The organism is Chryseobacterium sp. 2P, from assembly GCF_059579425.1.
This window is the reverse complement of record NZ_CM184194.1, coordinates 2,897,231-2,914,959: the sequence shown is the minus strand read 5'-3', so window position 1 is coordinate 2,914,959 and position 17,729 is coordinate 2,897,231. Positions and strand designations below refer to the sequence as shown.

At 35.3% G+C, this 17,729-nt stretch carries 15 protein-coding genes; 11 read left to right on the top strand and 4 right to left on the bottom strand.

Annotation, left to right across the window (positions count from 1 at the left end; all coding sequences use genetic code 11):
- Positions 1–94 precede the first annotated feature (94 nt).
- Entirely contained in the window at positions 95–505 is a 411-nt protein-coding gene (locus AC52CF_RS13265; RefSeq protein ID WP_235131169.1) for an acyl-CoA thioesterase, read from the bottom strand.
- A gap of 138 nt (positions 506–643) precedes the next feature.
- Between AC52CF_RS13265 and dnaA the strand changes: the two genes are divergently transcribed.
- The 4 genes from dnaA (at position 644) to AC52CF_RS13245 (ending at position 3,849) form a co-directional block, all read left to right on the top strand.
- A complete protein-coding gene (gene dnaA, locus AC52CF_RS13260) occupies positions 644–2,098 on the top strand; it encodes a chromosomal replication initiator protein DnaA (RefSeq protein ID WP_214589262.1) in 1,455 nt (484 codons plus the stop codon).
- Between the two features lie 96 nt (positions 2,099–2,194).
- Positions 2,195–2,638 carry a low molecular weight protein-tyrosine-phosphatase gene (locus tag AC52CF_RS13255; RefSeq protein WP_214589263.1) on the top strand — a complete coding sequence of 148 codons (444 nt, stop codon included), beginning with the start codon at positions 2,195–2,197 and terminating at the stop codon, positions 2,636–2,638.
- A gap of 7 nt (positions 2,639–2,645) precedes the next feature.
- Positions 2,646–3,146 (top strand): nuclear transport factor 2 family protein, encoded by a 501-nt coding sequence (locus tag AC52CF_RS13250; RefSeq protein ID WP_290265792.1) that lies wholly within the window; start codon positions 2,646–2,648, stop codon positions 3,144–3,146.
- Between the two features lie 4 nt (positions 3,147–3,150).
- Positions 3,151–3,849: an SAM-dependent methyltransferase gene (locus tag AC52CF_RS13245; RefSeq protein WP_185205922.1), complete on the top strand. Its 699-nt coding sequence runs from the start codon at positions 3,151–3,153 to the stop codon at positions 3,847–3,849.
- Positions 3,850–3,938: 89 nt separating this feature from the next.
- On the opposite strand, the gene AC52CF_RS13240 is transcribed toward AC52CF_RS13245, so the two are convergent.
- Positions 3,939–4,031 carry a hypothetical protein gene (locus AC52CF_RS13240; RefSeq protein ID WP_496517248.1) on the bottom strand — a complete coding sequence of 31 codons (93 nt, stop codon included), beginning with the start codon at positions 4,029–4,031 and terminating at the stop codon, positions 3,939–3,941.
- A gap of 233 nt (positions 4,032–4,264) precedes the next feature.
- Here AC52CF_RS13240 and AC52CF_RS13235 point away from each other — a divergent pair, with 233 nt between their 5' ends.
- Positions 4,265–5,332: a DUF2891 domain-containing protein gene (locus tag AC52CF_RS13235; RefSeq protein ID WP_496517247.1), complete on the top strand. Its 1,068-nt coding sequence runs from the start codon at positions 4,265–4,267 to the stop codon at positions 5,330–5,332.
- Between the two features lie 103 nt (positions 5,333–5,435).
- On the opposite strand, the gene AC52CF_RS13230 is transcribed toward AC52CF_RS13235, so the two are convergent.
- The gene (locus AC52CF_RS13230) at positions 5,436–5,909 is read right to left on the bottom strand and encodes an Mpo1 family 2-hydroxy fatty acid dioxygenase (RefSeq protein ID WP_214589267.1); all 474 of its coding nucleotides are present in this window, start codon (positions 5,907–5,909) and stop codon (positions 5,436–5,438) included.
- A 71-nt stretch (positions 5,910–5,980) separates the two neighbouring features.
- Between AC52CF_RS13230 and AC52CF_RS13225 the strand changes: the two genes are divergently transcribed.
- From AC52CF_RS13225 to AC52CF_RS13205, 5 genes are all read left to right on the top strand, one after another.
- On the top strand, positions 5,981–6,826 hold the full coding sequence (locus AC52CF_RS13225) for a helix-turn-helix domain-containing protein (RefSeq protein ID WP_375180958.1): 846 nt from the start codon (positions 5,981–5,983) through the stop codon (positions 6,824–6,826).
- An 89-nt stretch (positions 6,827–6,915) separates the two neighbouring features.
- Complete coding sequence (locus AC52CF_RS13220) at positions 6,916–8,226, top strand: TolC family protein (protein WP_375180959.1); 1,311 nt, start codon at positions 6,916–6,918, stop codon at positions 8,224–8,226.
- Between the two features lie 22 nt (positions 8,227–8,248).
- Complete coding sequence (locus AC52CF_RS13215) at positions 8,249–9,364, top strand: HlyD family secretion protein (RefSeq protein ID WP_214589269.1); 1,116 nt, start codon at positions 8,249–8,251, stop codon at positions 9,362–9,364.
- 92 nt (positions 9,365–9,456) lie between these two features.
- Positions 9,457–11,049: an MFS transporter gene (locus AC52CF_RS13210; protein ID WP_290265786.1), complete on the top strand. Its 1,593-nt coding sequence runs from the start codon at positions 9,457–9,459 to the stop codon at positions 11,047–11,049.
- A 616-nt stretch (positions 11,050–11,665) separates the two neighbouring features.
- Positions 11,666–12,370, top strand: a complete 705-nt coding sequence (locus tag AC52CF_RS13205; protein WP_214589271.1) for a class I SAM-dependent methyltransferase — start codon at positions 11,666–11,668, stop codon at positions 12,368–12,370.
- A gap of 244 nt (positions 12,371–12,614) precedes the next feature.
- Here AC52CF_RS13205 and metG read toward each other — a convergent pair whose 3' ends face one another.
- On the bottom strand, positions 12,615–14,651 hold the full coding sequence (gene metG / locus AC52CF_RS13200) for a methionine--tRNA ligase (protein WP_214589272.1): 2,037 nt from the start codon (positions 14,649–14,651) through the stop codon (positions 12,615–12,617).
- Between the two features lie 333 nt (positions 14,652–14,984).
- Between metG and AC52CF_RS13195 the strand changes: the two genes are divergently transcribed.
- Complete coding sequence (locus tag AC52CF_RS13195) at positions 14,985–17,720, top strand: SusC/RagA family TonB-linked outer membrane protein (protein WP_214589273.1); 2,736 nt, start codon at positions 14,985–14,987, stop codon at positions 17,718–17,720.
- The last annotated feature ends 9 nt before the right edge of the window (positions 17,721–17,729 follow it).

Genomic DNA, 17,729 nt, shown 5'->3' with positions numbered 1-17,729 from the left:
ATTTAAATATAGCGAAATTTATAAAACCCCGCTAAAACCTGTATTCTAAAAATAGCTTTGTAAACTAATGTTTTGTTTCTATGTTTTATTAAAATTATTCCTTCCAGTTTTCTTCAATCAGTTTCAAAAGATAATCCGGACATTTTACAACTTTATTGGTTTTGGCATCCAGAAAGAAAAGAGTAGTGGAAGCTTCTGTGATCTTTATATTTTCTTCGTTGAAAATTTCATATTCAAATTCAATTCTCACTCCCGGAATTTTTTTTACATAGGTATGAATTTCTAATTTTTCGTCATAAAAAGCAGGGCGTAAATACTTAATTTTATACTCGGAAACAGGCAGCCAAATTCCTTGATTTTCAATCTCATTATACGACATTCCTATGCTCCGGAAAAGCTCCACTCTGCCAATTTCCAGATACTCTGCATAGTTACCGTAATAAACATATTTCATGGGGTCTGTTTCTCCGTAACGCACTCTTAATGAGTGTTTTGTGTGTATCATTTTAAGCTTCTTTATATACATACAAATATATTTTTAAATAATCAATATCCACAATATTTTTTTTTAAAATAAAAAAATTAGACCTTTGTCGTCCTTCCAAAAATTACTAACAACTAAGAATTAATCGGGGCATCAATTATGGATGAAAATTTAATGATGATATGGCAGAAGTGCCTTCAGTTCATGCGCGATAATCTCAACGCAGCTGAAGATAATTCTGATCTTAAAAAACTTGAAAAATCTTTCGATTTGCTATTCGATAAGGTTCAGCCAATTTCATTGGTTGAGAATAATCTTACGCTTATGGTTCCGAGTGATTTTTACAAGGAATATATTGAGGACAATTACCTGTCCCTGCTTTCTGCTGCCCTGAAAAAAAATATAGGAAAAGGAGTGAAATTATGGTATTCTGTAATGGAAAACAAACCTGCCGGTTTGGAAAGACCGGTTACCATGAATATAAAAGGTAAATCTGTACCGACTCCGAAAGTGCAGGAAACGATGCCTCAGGGCTTTTCTGCCAATATCGTGAATCCGTTTGTGGTTCCGGGAATCAGGAAGGTAAATATTGATTCCAACTTAAAATCTGACTTCTCTTTCGATAATTATGTAGAAGGAGAGAGTAACAAATTTGCAGCGACAGTTGCAAGATCTATCGCTAAAAGACCGGGAGCAACAGCTTTTAATCCATTATTTTTATACGGAGGTTACGGTGTTGGGAAAACGCACTTAGGACAGGCTGTAGGACTGGAAGTAAAAAATCAGTTTCCGGATAAAGTAGTTTTATATCTGTCTTCCGAAAAATTCATTCAGCAGTTTATTTCGGCTGCAAAAGCACATAAGCAGACTGAGTTTGCGAATTTTTATCAGATGGTTGATGTTTTAATCATTGATGATATTCAGTTCCTTTCCGGTAAATCTGCAACACAGGACAGCTTCTTCCACATTTTCGATCATTTGCATCAGAACGGAAAACAGATCATCCTTACTTCAGATAAAGCTCCTGCAGATATTCTGGATATTCAGGACAGGATTGTTTCCCGATTCAAATGGGGACTTTCTGCAGAGATCAAATCTCCGGATATTTCAACAAGAAAACAGATCATCATCGATAAACTAAGCAGAGACGGTATCGTTCTTCCGGATGATATGCTGGATTTCCTTGCTGCGGAAGCAAAAACAAACGTAAGAGAGCTTATCGGAATCATCAATTCGGTTATTGCATACTCTACCATTTATAAACAGGATCTTAGCTTAACTTTACTGAAGGATACCATTAATAAAATTGCATCCAACCAGAAAAAAGTCATCAATATTCCTTATATTCAGGAAGTGGTTTGCGATTATTTCGGAATCAAAAAAGAGCAGCTTTTATCCAAAACTAGAAAAAGAGAAATTGCGCTTCCAAGACAATTGGCGATGTATTTTTCTAAAGAGTTGACCAATGCTACCTTTACCAAAATCGGGGAAGAAATGGGCGGAAAAGACCACTCTACAGTAATGTACGCTTGTGATACCATTAAAGATGTTTCCAAGATCGACAAAGAGGTTAAAAAGTATGTGAAGGAATTGGGAGAAAGAATTAAACAGTAAGAAATAATTCAATTTAAATAAAGAAAATGGAGAATAATTTTATTCTTCATTTTTTATTTAGTTTTGTTACCTGAAACATTAAAACCTGAAACTGAGATGAAAATATTAATGGTCTGTCTGGGAAACATTTGCAGAAGTCCTTTAGCAGAAGGGATCATGAAAGCAAAAGCTCCTGAAAATTTTGTAATAGATTCTGCCGGAACCATTTCCATGCACGAAGGAAATCATCCCGACAAAAGAGCCATTAAAACCGCTTCAAACCACGGAATTGATATCTCGAAACAGAAATCCAGACCTATAACACACTCGGATTTTGAAACATTTGATAAAATCTACTGCATGGATGTTGACGTTTTGGCTGATGTTATTTCCAAAGCTAAAAATGAAGAACAGCGAAAGAAAGTGTCTTTATTTCTTGAAGTTTTAGGCGATCATGAAAATGCTGAAGTTCCCGATCCGTATTGGGGAGATCTGAATGAATTTGAAGAGGTCTATCAGCTTTTAGATCGTGGTTGTGATGCTATGCTAAATAAAATTTAAAATAAAGATGAAAAAATTTTTAATTCTTTTTCTTATTTGCGGCAGCTTTGCTTTCGCTCAGACAAAAGATGAAATCGCCATCCGTACCATAATGGATGATTTTATGAACTGCATTAAAACCAGAGATGAGGCAAAATTTGTCTCGCTTTTTCAGGATCCGGTTCTCTGGACTGGAGTGTATACAGATCGTACTTACAAAAAAGTTGTGACAGAATATCCCGACGAAAAAATCTATTTTACAGATAATTACAAAGCCTTCATTAAAAGTTTTAAAGACAATAAATCGGAAGAAAAATTCTACAACGTAAAAATTATTCAGGACGGATCGATTGCTTCCGCTAATTTCGATTACAGTTTTTGGCATGACGGTAAAATGCTGAACTGGGGTAAAGAAATCTGGACTTTAATGAAAACCGACGGAAAATGGAAAATTACTTCCGTGTCTTTTTCCATGGATCTTACAAAATATTACCCACAACCTTCTTTAAAAGAAAGAACAAAAAAATAAAATCATGCTTTTTTTACTTCCTGCTTATCTTTCGGAAAATACCTCTATCACGCATTTTTCACCAGTAATTAAAGAGTATATCATGCAGACCGATTACTTCTTCGTGGAAAATGAAAAAACCGCCAGAAAAGTGGTTAAATTTTTCGCTCCCGAAAAAAAACAGTCGGATCTGAAACTTTTTTTGCTGGATAAATACACAGAAAACGCAGATATTAAAGAAGCGCAGCAACTGATGCTAAAAGGTCAGGATTTCGGATTACTTTCTGAAGCGGGACTTCCGTGCATTGCAGATCCGGGAAATCTGATGGTAAAATGGTGTCATGAGAAAAATATCCGTGTTATCCCGATTTCAGGACCTTCATCGATTATTTTAGCACTAATTTCCAGTGGTTTTAACGGACAGGAATTCACCTTCAACGGCTATCTTCCGATTGATAAAAGTGAAAAGAAAAAGCAGATTCTTCAGCTCGAAAGTCTTGTTCAGAAGACAGGATATTCGCAGATTTTTATGGAAACGCCTTACAGAAATAACGCACTTTTTGAAGATCTTACGAAATTTTTATCACCAAACACAAAATTGTGCATCGCCGCCAATATCAACGATCCTGAACAGGAATTTATTAAAACAAAAACCATAAAAGAGTGGCAGAAGCAGAAACCGGAACTCCATAAAATTCCGGCGGTGTTTGTTTTGGGAAAATAGAGACGGTTTTATAATCTCCCGCGGATTTTACTGATCATGCAGATTTTTTTAATTTGATCTGCTTAATTTGCAATCTGCGGGAGAGATAATTATAACTTATTGACCACTCTTTTAATTCCATCTAAAATATTCATAGTATTAAAATTAATCAATAATCCGAGTCTTTTATCTGAAATTTTCAAATAAATCTGCAATTGCTTGTAATGAATTTCTTCAATATTTTTTATAGATTAAGCTTAAAATCGGTAAGTATTTTAAAAATATTGTAAACTTTTCGTTAAAATTTAGCACTAGAATTAATTAAGGATAAGTAAAAGCTTTAATAAATATTCAAAACAGATAAAGATAATTTATGAATTTCTATTTTTAGCCTGATTACAAATGAAAGATTGAATTTATTTTATATTTTTAATGAATGAAAAAGAGTCTTTTAGCCATCATTTTTTTACCGTTTCTGATGTTTGGTCAGGAAATTCCGAAACTTACCGATGAAATGGCAGTGAGATTATCTGAAAAGCCGCTTCACTGTATCAATCAGGAATATCCGAACAAAACAGCCCATATTATCAATAACGAAAAAGAAGTTCTTTTAAGTCCTAAAGATCTTCATCCCAGTTTTTATGGCTGCTTCGATTGGCACAGCTCTGTTCACGGACATTGGATGCTGCTTCGGCTGCTGAAAACAAAACCGAATCTTTCCGTGGCAAAAGATATTGAAAAGATTTTGGATAACTCTTTTAGAAAAGAAAATCTACAGACAGAAGCCGATTATTTCACCAAATATCAGCTAACCGGAACATTCGAAAGAACATACGGATGGGCTTGGTTATTGAAATTAGACGAAGAACTGGCAACATGGAATCATCCGAAAGCAAAAATATGGCAAGAGAATCTGAAACCTCTTACTGATAAAATTTTAGCTTCGTGGAAGACTTTTTTGCCTAAACAAACTTATCCTAACAGAACGGGAGTTCATCCCAATACGGCTTTTGCAATGGTTTTTGCACTCGATTGGGCAAGAGCGACCGGAGATAAAGATTTTGAAAATCAGCTCATTGAAAAGGCAAAATATTTTTATCTGAACAATACGAAAACACCCGCTTATCTTGAACCGGACGGATCGGATTTCTTTTCGCCAAGTCTCGAAATTGCAGATCTGATGCGACGCGTTTTACCCCAAAAAGAATTTGTCGTGTGGTTAAATAATTTCTATGAAAAACGAAGTCTGGAAAATATTGAAAAAATTCCGGTGGTGAGTGATCTTTCAGATTATCAGACTGTTCATTTGGTCGGTTTATCTTTTTCGAAGGCGTGGTGCATGAAAGGAATCGCTAAATCGCTTCCTGTAAATCATTCTTTGAAACAGAAATTTGAGAAAACAGCCAATGTATTTTTAAACAACGGATTGCCATTGCTTTTTCAGGGAAATTATGGGGGAGATCATTGGCTCGCAAGTTTTGCCGTTTATGCTCTTGAAGATTAATCAGGTTAGAAGTTTGATGCCGGAAGAGGGAAGTTGTATAGCCTGAAAATCAACTTCCATCTTCAATCATCAATCATCAATCATCATTTACCAATCATTAAGATTAATATCTGATTCCCAGTTTTTTAAGAATAAAACTCAACAGCCAAATCGGTCCTACCAAAAGAAACTGTAAATCTTTCAGGAAAGAAGGTTTTTTGCCTTCAATCTTGTGTCCTACAAACTGAAAAATCCATGTTATTATAAAAACAGCGAGATAAACCATCCATGATTTTTCTTCAAAACGGATATTGATTCCGTAAGCGAAACTTTCCATTAAAATCATCACGAAAAACATAATCAGACCGATTAAAAAAGAAAGTCTGGTATAAAAAACAGTTACCAGAGCAATGGCTGCAAAACTTACATAGCTGATTTCGCCAATATATCTGAAGCCAATTGATTTTGAAGGAATGAAAGAAATAAATCCTAAAATCGTCCAGAAAATTAAAGGAACACAGATCCAGTGGATCAGCTTATTGGTCGAGTTTCTGTGGCTTTCGGCGTATTCTGCAAATAGCAAATCGATTTTTCTCATATCTCTAATTTGGAAAACACTAAAATAATAAATTTTTGTGACCGCTCAAGAGATTGCTTTATATTTGTACTATGTCTGTCTTAGAAAAATTCGGAGTTGAAATTTTTACGCAACATAATATTTTCGAGAGAATTTCTGTCGATAAACCATTCCGTCCTGATAATCCTGCGTTTATCTTTGTGAAAACAGGAAGCATTAAGCTGAAACAGCACTTCCGCGATCTTGAGCTTTCTGCCAATATGTTTATGGTGACGGATCCTCAGACGGTGTACGAAATGATCTCCATCAGCGATGATTTTCAATCGAGAATGGTTTCGTACAAACGTGAATTTATTTCGGCTTTATCTTTGAAATTCAACAGATTAATTACGTACCGTTATTTCAGGCAGCAGATGAACATCGGTGTTCCTTTCGAACCGGATGAATTGGAAGTGGTCTGGAAAAGTGTTAATTTCCTCAAATACATTCTCGATTCTGAGACAGAAATGACCTACAAGAAAGAAATTGTTGAACATCTTTTTTCCGTTTTCTGTTATCAGATGGCGGGAATTATTTCCAAGGAAGACAGCAATTCCATGAGTCAGATGTCCAGACAGGAAGAAATTGTTTTTATTTTCCTGAACGATCTTGCGCAACACCACACCCATGAGCGAAGCGTAGAGTTCTATGCGCAGCACCAGTCGATTACAACCAGACATCTTTCGGCGGTGGTGAAAGACATCACGGGAAAGTCGGCAAGCCAGATTATTTCACTGATTGTGATGAACGAAGCAAAAGTGCTGCTGAACTCATCAAATAAGCCTGTTTCGGAGATTTCCGGTATTCTCGGATTTAGCGATCCTTATTCTTTTTCGCACTTTTTTAAAAAGCATTTGGGCGAAAGTCCTTCCCAGTACAGAAATCAGTTCGAAAACTAAAATCTTACATCTGAACATCTTTTTCCAATTCTTAAACATTTGTTTGAGTTTGTTGCTGCCGTACCTTTGTATCCGTAAAACAAGGTAAAATGGTTAAGAACATAAAAACAGCGCTATCACTCGTGATAGCCTTATTTCCTGCGCTTTTTTTTTCGCAGGAAATAAAACAGCTCACCGCAGACGAAGTTGCCGAACTCGCGGTGCAGAATCATCAGCAACTGAAAGTTTCGGTACAGAATATCAACATTGCCAGACAGAATACGGAAGTGGTAAAACTACAGAAACTGCCGAACATTACGGCTTCTACCAGTCAGTTCTACTTAGGCGATGCCGTTGCTATCGATAAAGATTTCTCAAATTCCACAAATGTTCCGATGCCGCACTATGGAAGTTCGTATGCGGTTCAGGCAACCCAGCTTATTTTTAAAGGTGGATTGGTGAACAAGTCTATTGAAATGGCGGGACTTCGTGAGCAACTTTCTAAACTGGATCTGGAAAAGAACAAACAGGACGTAAAACTTCTGGTCATTTCAAATTATCTGGATATTTATAAAATTTTAAATCAGGAAGCTGTTTTTCAGAACAATAAAAAACTGGCTCAGGAAAGACTGAAAAACATTCAGAAATTTTATCAGCAGGGAATGGTGACGAGAAACGAGGTCATTCGAGGTGAACTGGCAATCAAAAATTTAGATCAGGGTGTTTTAACGTTAAAAAACAATAAAAAAATTCTGAATTACAATTTAAGTATTGCTTTAGGATTACCCACTGATACGGAAATTGTTCCTGTAGAAAGTTTGCAGAACAAAGAATCGGGAATTGGTATCGAATATTATGTAAATCTTGCTCATGACAGCAATCCTTTGCTGAAATCTGCGAAAACAAACATTGATGTTGCCGATAAAAATATTGAAATTATTAAAACCGACAGAATGCCTACGATTTCAGGTTTCGGAGGATATTCTCTGCAAAGACCGATTACTACAAGAAATCCTGTTCTGGATATGTATTCCGGTGGTTGGCAAACGGGGATTTCATTAAGTTACAATATTGATAATCTTTTTAAAACCAAAGAAAAAGTGAAGCTGGGAGAACTGCAGAAAACGCAGGCAAATGATGCGATGACTTTAACGCAGCAGAATATTGATATGGCTGTAAATGCGGCATATACCAAATATCAGGAATCTATTCAGCAGGCGGAAATTTTAAATGATGCTAAAAAATTAGCGGAAGAAAACTATAAAATTACGGAAGCTAAATATCTGAATCAGTTGGCGGTACAGGCAGAAATGATCGACGCGCAGAATCAAAAATTACAGTCGGAGCTTGATTATGCAAATGGAGAAATCAATGTGCTGTATCAGTATTACAATCTTTTAAAATCTACCGGAACACTTTAATATTTAAAATTTGAAAATCAAAATGGAAAACAAGGAACAAAATACACAAAATACAACTCAGGCTCCTGCCAATTCAGGAGCTGCAGCCAATAAGAAAGAACGAAAGAAAAACAGAATCAAAGCTATCATTTCCAATATCTTGGTTTTTGCCGTGATTGGTTTCGGATTGTACTGGCTGATTGCGCAATATTTTCACATCGGTGATAAAACATACACGGAAGCGGCTCAGGTTGAGGAATTTATCAATCCTATCAACACAAGAGTTTCAGCTTATATCAAAGAAATAAAATTCATTGAGCATCAAAAGGTTAAAAAAGGAGATACACTTGTTGTATTGGATGACCGCGAAATTTTAACCCAGATCGGACAGGCGGAAGCAGCGTATCAGAATGCTTTGGCGCAAAGAGCGGCAACAAGTTCATCGGTGAATACGGTTTCCAATAACGTGAATGTGATGGAATCTAATATTGCGGGAGCAAAAGCAAGACTCTGGAATGCGGAGCAGAATTTAAACCGTTACAAAAACCTTCTGGCTTCCGAGGCGGTGACGAGACAGCAGTACGATCAGGTAAAAACGGAGTACGATGCACAAAAAGCGGCGTATCAGACTTTAATCAACCAGAAACAGTCGGCAAATCTTTCAACTGTAGAAGTGAAAAGCAAATTCGGGATCATTGATGCAGAAATTAAACGAGCAAAATCCGCATTAGATATGGCGAAAATTAATCTTTCGTACACGGTAATTACTGCACCTTATGACGGAGTGATGGGGAGAAGAACGATTTCTGAAGGACAGTTGATTCAGCCGGGACAACAGGTGGCAACGATTGTTTTGAACGGTCAGAAATGGGTGACTGCCAATTTTCTGGAAAGTCAGATGCCGAATGTAAAGACAGGAGAAAAAATGATGATGACAGCCGATGCATTGGGCGGACAACAATTTGAAGGAGTAGTTACAGCAATTTCTGCGGCTACAGGTTCAAGATATTCTAATATTCCAACGGATAATTCTACCGGAAATTTCATTAAAGTTCAGCAGAGAATTCCTGTAAGAATTGAGTTTACGCCTTCCAATAAAAAAGAAGACATCGAAAAGCTGAGTGCAGGAATGAATATGAATATTGTGATTAAAAAATAAGGAGGGTAGAAAGAAGGATGAGGAAAACCGAGGTTAATGTATTTTAAATCATACATCTTCAGACTTTCAGCCTTCAAATCAAATTTTAAAATATGTACAACAAAGGATTATACCGAGATTGGGTACCGAAACCTGTTCAGCTTTTACTGATCGTGCTTTTACTGGCGATCGTAATGCCTTTGGGCGGCGTTTACACAGGAAACATCAGTTATATGGTGGGCGGAACCGGTGCGCTTTCGGAAAATTATATTTTTGCGAATTATGCTTCCACGATCGGAATGGGAGCGGCAATGCCGATTGTTCTGAGACTAAAAATGCGGTTTAAGATCAGGGATAAAATTACGGTTGTTCTGGTTCTTTTGGGAATTTTAAATTACATTAATGCAACCACACTTCAGCCTTCTGTAATCATCGGAAGTTCTCTTCTGATCGGTTTCTTTAAAATGATTGTTGCGATCGAATTATTTTTACCTGTTATGGCAATGATCGGGAACCGTGGTGTTTTTTACGGTGTTTTTTATTCATTTATCCTGATTATGAACCAGATTGTGGGATATTATGCCGTAGAAGTTTCGGTTTTGTATAACTGGCAGCAATTTTTCGTCCTTATTTCGATTTTGTGTTTCGGACTGGCTGTTTTGCAGTGGATTTTTATGCACGATCAGTATTTTGCGCTGAAAGTTCCGCTTCATTATATTGACTGGCTGAGTATTGTGCTTTTTGTGGCAACGTTTATGTTTTCGGCGTATGTTTTTGCTTTCGGAAAACAGCAGGATTGGCTGAATTCTAAAAATATCATCAATGCAGGGATTGGTGCTTTTGTAAGTTTTGCGCTTCTGGTGACCAGACAGACGCATCTGAAAAGACCTTATTTATCATTCAAGGTTTTTTCAAAAAGCAATGTTCTTCACGGATTGTTTATGCTTCTTTGTCTGGGAATGTTTATGGCAACGGCAACATTACAGAATATTTTTGCCGTCGGAGTTTTGGGATACGACCAAATAACGAATGCGAAACTTAATCTTCTGATGATTCCCGGAATTGTAGCTGCCGGAATTGTGGCGATTATCTGGTTTAAAAGGGACAAACCTGTGAAAATGTATATTTTTTCCGGATTTGCAGCGATGTTGGGATATTCGGTTATTATGTATTTCTCTATGGTTTTGGAGTTTAATTATGACAACTGGTATCTTCCTTTATTCCTGAAAGGTTTTGGGATGACGGTGCTTTTTATTTCCGTTTGGTATTACACGCTGGATAAGCTTGAACTTGATGATATGATGGCTGCCATCGGACTGGCTTTGGTCTGGAGAACTTTTCTTACGATCGGTTTCTTTTCGGCGGTATTTTCATGGTTTCAGTACCGTTTTCAGGTGGAAAGTTTAGGGAATCTGGCGGTTTATATGGATGGATTAACGGTGAGTTCACAAAGTGTGGCTGCCAATCTGAAAGGTATTCAGCTCAATGCGATTATTGCTGCCAATAAAAAGATTTTCGGGTATATCGTTATTGCCGGTTTCGGAATTTTAGGATATATTCTTACGCATCATTTTGGAAGAGAGCGTTTTGTATCGACAAGATTTATAAAAGTGTTAAGCGGAAAATCTGTAATTGCCAGAAGAAGACTTTTGGAAAGAAAAAGATTATCCGAAGAAATAAAAGACGCAGCAGGTCCTGCGATGTAAAGAACCTTGTTTTTCATTTACTGAGTCAAAGCTCCATTTTAATTGTAAAGTGGGGCTTTGCGTTTTGAGAATGAAACTTGTTTAAACTAATTTCAGAATTAACCGCAAAAGGGACAAAAGATAATGTTAAAGAGAATTTCCAGAATAATCAAAGTGCTCAAAAGAATAAAAATCAAAGATTTTTAAAAACTATTGTGACCTTTTTCATCAACTTGAAATAAAAAATTTAGTAGATCTTTTGCACCTTTTGCGGTTAAATAAAGTTTAAACAGACTTATGGTTTAAAAATTTAAAGTCAAAAATTTCGAATGTTAATTTTAGAATTAAAACTTGTGATAAACTAATTTCAGAATTAACCACAAAAGGGACAAAAGATAATGTTAAAGCGAATTTCCAGAATAATCAAAGTGCTCAAAAAAATAAAAATCAAAGATTTTTAAAAACTATTGTGACCCTTTTCATTTATAATGATCAACTTTAAATAAAAAATTTAGTAGATCTTTTGCACCTTTTGTGGTTAAATAAAGTTTAAACAGACTTATGGTTAAGTGCGTTTTTCACAACAGATGTTCATTTAAAAATTTCAAAAACTTATCTTTGTACCATATATCAAACTATGAAAGATTTAATGGGGAAAGCCATTTGGGATTTTTATCACAACGAAAATCCTGAAGATCTGCAGACCGAAACTTCTATTTCCGAACTGGATGAACTTCCTGTAAAATATCTGTTCCGCGATTTTGACGGAATGAATACAATTGAGCAAAAAGCTCTGCAACTTGCAAAAGGAAAAACGTTAGACATTGGAGCAGGAGCGGGTTCTCATGCTTTGTATCTTCAGAATGAAAAATATCTTGATGTTACCGCATTGGATATTTCTCCGAAATCCATTGAAGTCTGCCAGTTAAGAGGAATAAAGAAAGCAGTTGCTGAAAATATGCTTCATTTTTCCGGAGAAACATTTGATACGATTCTTTTGCTGATGAACGGAACAGGCATTTTCCAAAGTCTTCATGTGATTGATATTTATCTGAAAAAACTTTATTCGCTTTTGAATCCGAACGGTCAGATTTTAATCGACAGCACAGATATTCTGTATATGTTTGATGAAGATGAGGATGGCGGAGTTTATATTCCTGCGGAAGGATATTACGGCGAACTCGATTATATTGTTCATTATAAAGGAGAATCTGAAGATCCGATAAAATGGCTGTATCTGGATTTTAATACCTTAAAAAATGCAGCAGAGAATAATGGTTTTAAAATAGAAAAAGTGTTGCAGGAAGAGGATTCTTATCTGGCGAGGCTGACTAAGAAATAATTAGTTTTTGTCATTTCGAGAAGCAAAGCGACGAAGCAATCTCAAACTTAAAAAATAACATTCAGACTTAACTTTTCTTAAATCCTTAACAGAATCTTAATGGTTAAAATTTGAAACATTAAGATTTATTTATATTGTTAAGATTAATAAAAGATTGCTTCGTCGCTTTGCTCCTCGCAATGACAAATAAAAAATCCACATGATTTTTAGTTCACGTGGATTTATTTTTTATCTCAATATCGGATTATCCGATCTCAATACCGTTTTCAACATTGCTGTCATCCGGCGTTACGAAAGATAATTTTCCGTCCGGTTTTGTAGTTAAAAGCAACATTCCCTGAGATTCAATTCCTCTGATTTTTCTTGGGGCAAGATTCAATAAAATCATAACCTGCTTTCCAACAACTTCTTCCGGGGTAAAGCTTTCTGCAATCCCTGAAACAACGGTTCTTACGTCCACTCCTGTATCAACAGTTAGTTTCAGTAGTTTATCTGCTTTCTCAACTTTTTCAGCTTCTAAAATAGTGGCTGTTCTTAAGTCGATTTTCATAAAATCATCAAAAGTGATTTCTTCTTTCATAGGTTTTGCGTTAGGATTTGTTTTTTTATTGTTTTGCTTGGTGTCTTCCAATTTCTGGATTTGAGCTTCGATAACATTATCTTCAATTTTTGAGAAAAGAAGAGATGCTTCGTTGATTTTATGACCTGTTTCAATTAAAACAGATTTAGTTTCAATAGTATTCCAATCAGATTTTTGAACATTAAACATATTCAACAATTTCTCAGAGCTGAAAGGCATAAACGGTTCACACAACTGTGCTAAAGCAACTGCAATCTGAGCTCCTACAAATAAAGAATGTGCCGCTTTTTCAGGGTTATCTTTTATTGTTTTCCATGGCTCTTCTGTCTGAAGATACTGGTTTCCGAAACGTGCCAAATTCATTAAAGCTGTTAAAGAATTTCTGAATTCATAGTTTTCTAAAAATCCTGAAATTTCTTTTGCTGATTTGTTAATTTCTTTTAGCTCAGGAGTGTTTACATCACCTTGAGGAACAACCCCATCATAATATTTATGAATTAACACAGCAACTCTGTTGATGAAATTTCCGAAAATTCCAACCAGTTCAGAATTATTTTTCGTCTGGAAATCCTTCCACGTAAAATTGTTATCTTTTGTTTCAGGAGCGGATGAAAGTAAGGCATATCTTAAAACATCCTGTTGTCCCGGGAAATCTTCCACATATTCGTGCGCCCAAACCGCCCAGTTTCTCGAGGTGGAAATTTTATCGTTCTCAAGATTTAAAAACTCAAAAGCAGGAACATTTTTAGGCATGATATAATCTCCGTGAGCCTTCATCATCGCAGGGAAAATAATACAGTGGAATACAATATTATCCTTTCCAATAAAGTGAACCAAATCACTTTCCTCGCTTTGCCAGTAATCTTTCCAGTTTTTTCCGTTTTTCTCCGCCCATTCTTTTGTGAAAGAGATATATCCGATTGGCGCATCGAACCAAACGTACAATACCTTTCCTTCCGCATTCGGAAGAGGAACCGGAACACCCCAGTTCAGGTCTCTGGTCATTGCACGAGGTTTTAACCCATCATTTAACCATGATTTCACCTGTCCGTAAACATTCGGTTTCCAGTCGTCTTTATGACCTTCAATAATCCATTCATTCAGGAAATCCTCATATTCATTTAATGGTAAGTACCAGTTTTTTGTGTCTTTCAGAATAGGAACGTTTCCGCTTAACATGGATTTCGGATTAATCAGTTCCGAGGGTGAAAGGGTAGTACCGCATTTTTCACACTGGTCTCCGTAAGCGTTTTCATTACCACAGTTAGGACAGGTTCCGACGATGTATCGGTCTGCTAAAAATTCTCCTGCCTGTTTGTCGAAATACTGCTCAGACATTTCTTCCGTAAACTTTCCTTTTTCGTAAAGAACCTTAAAGAAATCCTGACTAGTCTCGTAGTGTTTTGGAGAGGTTGTTCTGGAGTATTCGTCAAAAGAAATCCCCAAATCCGAAAAAGATTTTTTAATGATTTCGTGGTATTTGTCTACAATATCCTGTGGCGTTACCCCTTCTTTTTTTGCTCTTATGGTAATAGGAATTCCATGCTCATCGCTTCCGCAGATAAACGCTACATCTTTCCCTAATCTTCTCTGAAATCTCGCATATACATCAGCAGGAATATAGACACCTGCTAAATGTCCTATATGAACCGGTCCGTTTGCATAAGGCAAAGCTGCCGTAATCATCTTTCTGTTTGACATTTATAGTAAAGTTTTAAGCTACAAAGATAATGATTATCCGTGAAAATCGAATATTCTACGAATTTTGAAGACTAGTGAGTGTTTTCGAGGGTTGAAATATTACATTTAGTTAAACTAATGTTTAACTTTTTGTGAATTTAGGAACTATATTATGCGCTGCATATTTTAGTATAATATTTTGATATAAAGTGATTTAAGTTAAAAAGATCGTTTAATATACATAAATTTATGTTAATTTTAAATAAAATTATGATAATTATAATTTTTTTATAAATTGCAACACAAGCAGTGATGCTTATTTAACAAGAACGAAACTATATAAAAGAAATTATTGTGAAAAACTTTACAACGGTATTAAAAATTGCGCCTGCATTTTTATTAGCAAGTACAATGATTCATGCTCAAACAAAAGACTCTGCTACGAAAGAAAAAAAGATAGAAGAGGTTGTTTTGATTGGGTATGGAGCTAAAAAGAAAACAGATCTCACAGGATCTATTACAGCACTATCATCAGCTGATTTTAATAAAGGTGCTGTAGCAACTGCAGAAGGACTTATTAACGGACGTGCTTCCGGAGTTGTGATTACCCAGTCCGGAACACCGGGGAGTGAGCCTGTAATTAGAGTTAGGGGAGGCTCTTCCTTAAATGCCAGTAACGAGCCTTTACTTGTTGTTGATGGACTGCCTTTGGACGGTGTTTCTTTATCAACAATTAATCCAAATGATATAGAATCTTTTTCTATATTGAAAGATGCTGCATCTACAGCTATTTATGGATCCAGAGGATCTAATGGGGTTTTATTAATCACGACTAAAAAAGGAGGTAAAAAATTAAGAGTATCATTAAATGCTTTTACAACGGTTAATACTTTAGCTAAAAAAATTAAAGTATACAATGGTGATGAATTTAGATCTTTAATTAACCAGTATGTACCTGGAAAAGTTGCTCAATTAGGTGCAGCTAATACGGATTGGCAAGATGAAATTTTTAAAACTTCTGTGACTAATGATATTAATGCTTCAGTTTCAGGAAGTTTATTTGGTAAAGTTCCAACTCGTTTTTCAGTAGATCATTTAGACAATACAGGGTTATTAATTACTTCTGGTTTTAAAAGAACGACAGGTAATATTGCCATAAGTCCAAGCTTTTTTGATGATCATTTAAAATTTAATATTACAGGTACTTATTCTTATACTTTTAAGAATAATGCTGATGAAGGTGCTATCGGAAATGCACTTTCTATGAACCCGACACAATCTGTTTATGATAGTAGTTCTATCTACGGAGATGGTTATTATGAGAATAAAGGTGGAAATTTTAATGCTACGACAGGAACATACAATCCTAATGGAGTAGCTAATCCTGTGGCTCAGTTAAAAAACAAACATGATATTCAAAATTTTAAAAGATTTTTTGGAAATGTGAATATGGAATATAAATTCCATTTTTTGCCGGAATTGAGGTTAATTGCAAATGCAGGTTTAGATAGCAAAGAGCTCGATGGTCACGTTACCACAAATAAATATTCCAGAAATGGCTATTATTCTGTAAAAAATACATTTGCTTATTATGGATCTGAATCGTTTTCTGGAGAAAGCCTATTGAATAAAAATGCTAATGTACAGTTAGATTATGCGAAGACTTTTGGCAAATTTAATTTTGATATTATGGGGGGGTATGAATACCAAAATTATCATAAAACAAGTTTTGCAACAGGTAATGTTTTCTTATATTCATTAGATCCAGCCAATAATTTCTATAATCCTGATTCTAAACCTGATGTTAATTTGCAGGCTTTTTTTGGTAGATTAAATTTAGGATATGCAGGTAAGTATTTGATTACTTTAAACTATAGAAGGGATGGGTCTTCCCGTTTTAGTAAAGACAATAGATGGGGTAATTTCGGAGGTGTAGCTGCAGCTTGGAAAATTTCGGAAGAAAATTTTTTAAAAGGCAATTCTGCAATATCTGATCTAAAGTTAAGAGCAAGTATAGGAAAAACAGGTCAACAAGATATTGGAGATTATAGATTTGACTATTTTAAGACGTATAATATTTCTTCAACTTTATTTTATCAGTTTGGAAATACATTTTATCAGATTGCTAAAGCAAATGGATATAATGAAAATCTAAAATGGGAAGAGAGCTTCAAATATAATGTAGGATTAGATTTTGGATTCGCAAATAATAGAATAACAGGAACGTTAGACTTTTATTTAGCAGACACTAAAGATTTATTATCTATTGTTCCTGAGGGACCTTTAGAAAACTTAAGAATTATAGGCCCAAAAAATATTGGGAGATTACAGTCAAAAGGTATTGACTTAGGCTTGGACATTAAAGCTGTAAAAAAGGAAAATTTTACCTTAAACTTCAATTATAACTTAACCTATAATACTATAAAGATAAAAGAACTAGAACTTGATAATATAGATAAAGGAGGTGTTGGTTTAGGGGCTTTTATTCAAACATTCGCTACAGGATATTCTCCTTATGCATTTAATGTTTATCAACAGGTTTATGACAGTAATGGTAAGCCAATAGAAGGAGCTTATGTGGACAGAAATAATGATGGAGTAATAACTTCTGCAGATAAATATATTTATAAAAAGCCACAGGCCGATGTAACAATGGGCTTTATGACCAATGCTACTTTTGGAAAACATATTGACTTCTCAATGGCTTGGAGAGCAAGTATAGGAAACTATGTTTATGATAGAATTTCAGCAGACCGGGCTCAGTTGGGTAATATTAATAATACAGTAGATGGTACAATTAATAATGCTCCTGTCGACTTTAGTGATACAGGTTTTTCACAAACACGTAAAGAGTCTGACTATTACGTAAAAAATGGAAGCTTTGTAAAATTGGATAATGTAACGTTAGGTTACACATTTAATAAGCTATTAAAGAATAACGGATCGATTAGATTATACACAGGTATAAATAATGTGCTGATCATAACAAAGTACAAAAATTTAGATCCAGAGGTATTTAATAACGGAATTGATAATTCAATATATCCTAGAGCCAGAATGTTTACTTTTGGAATTAATGCTAACTTTTAAATGTAGGAA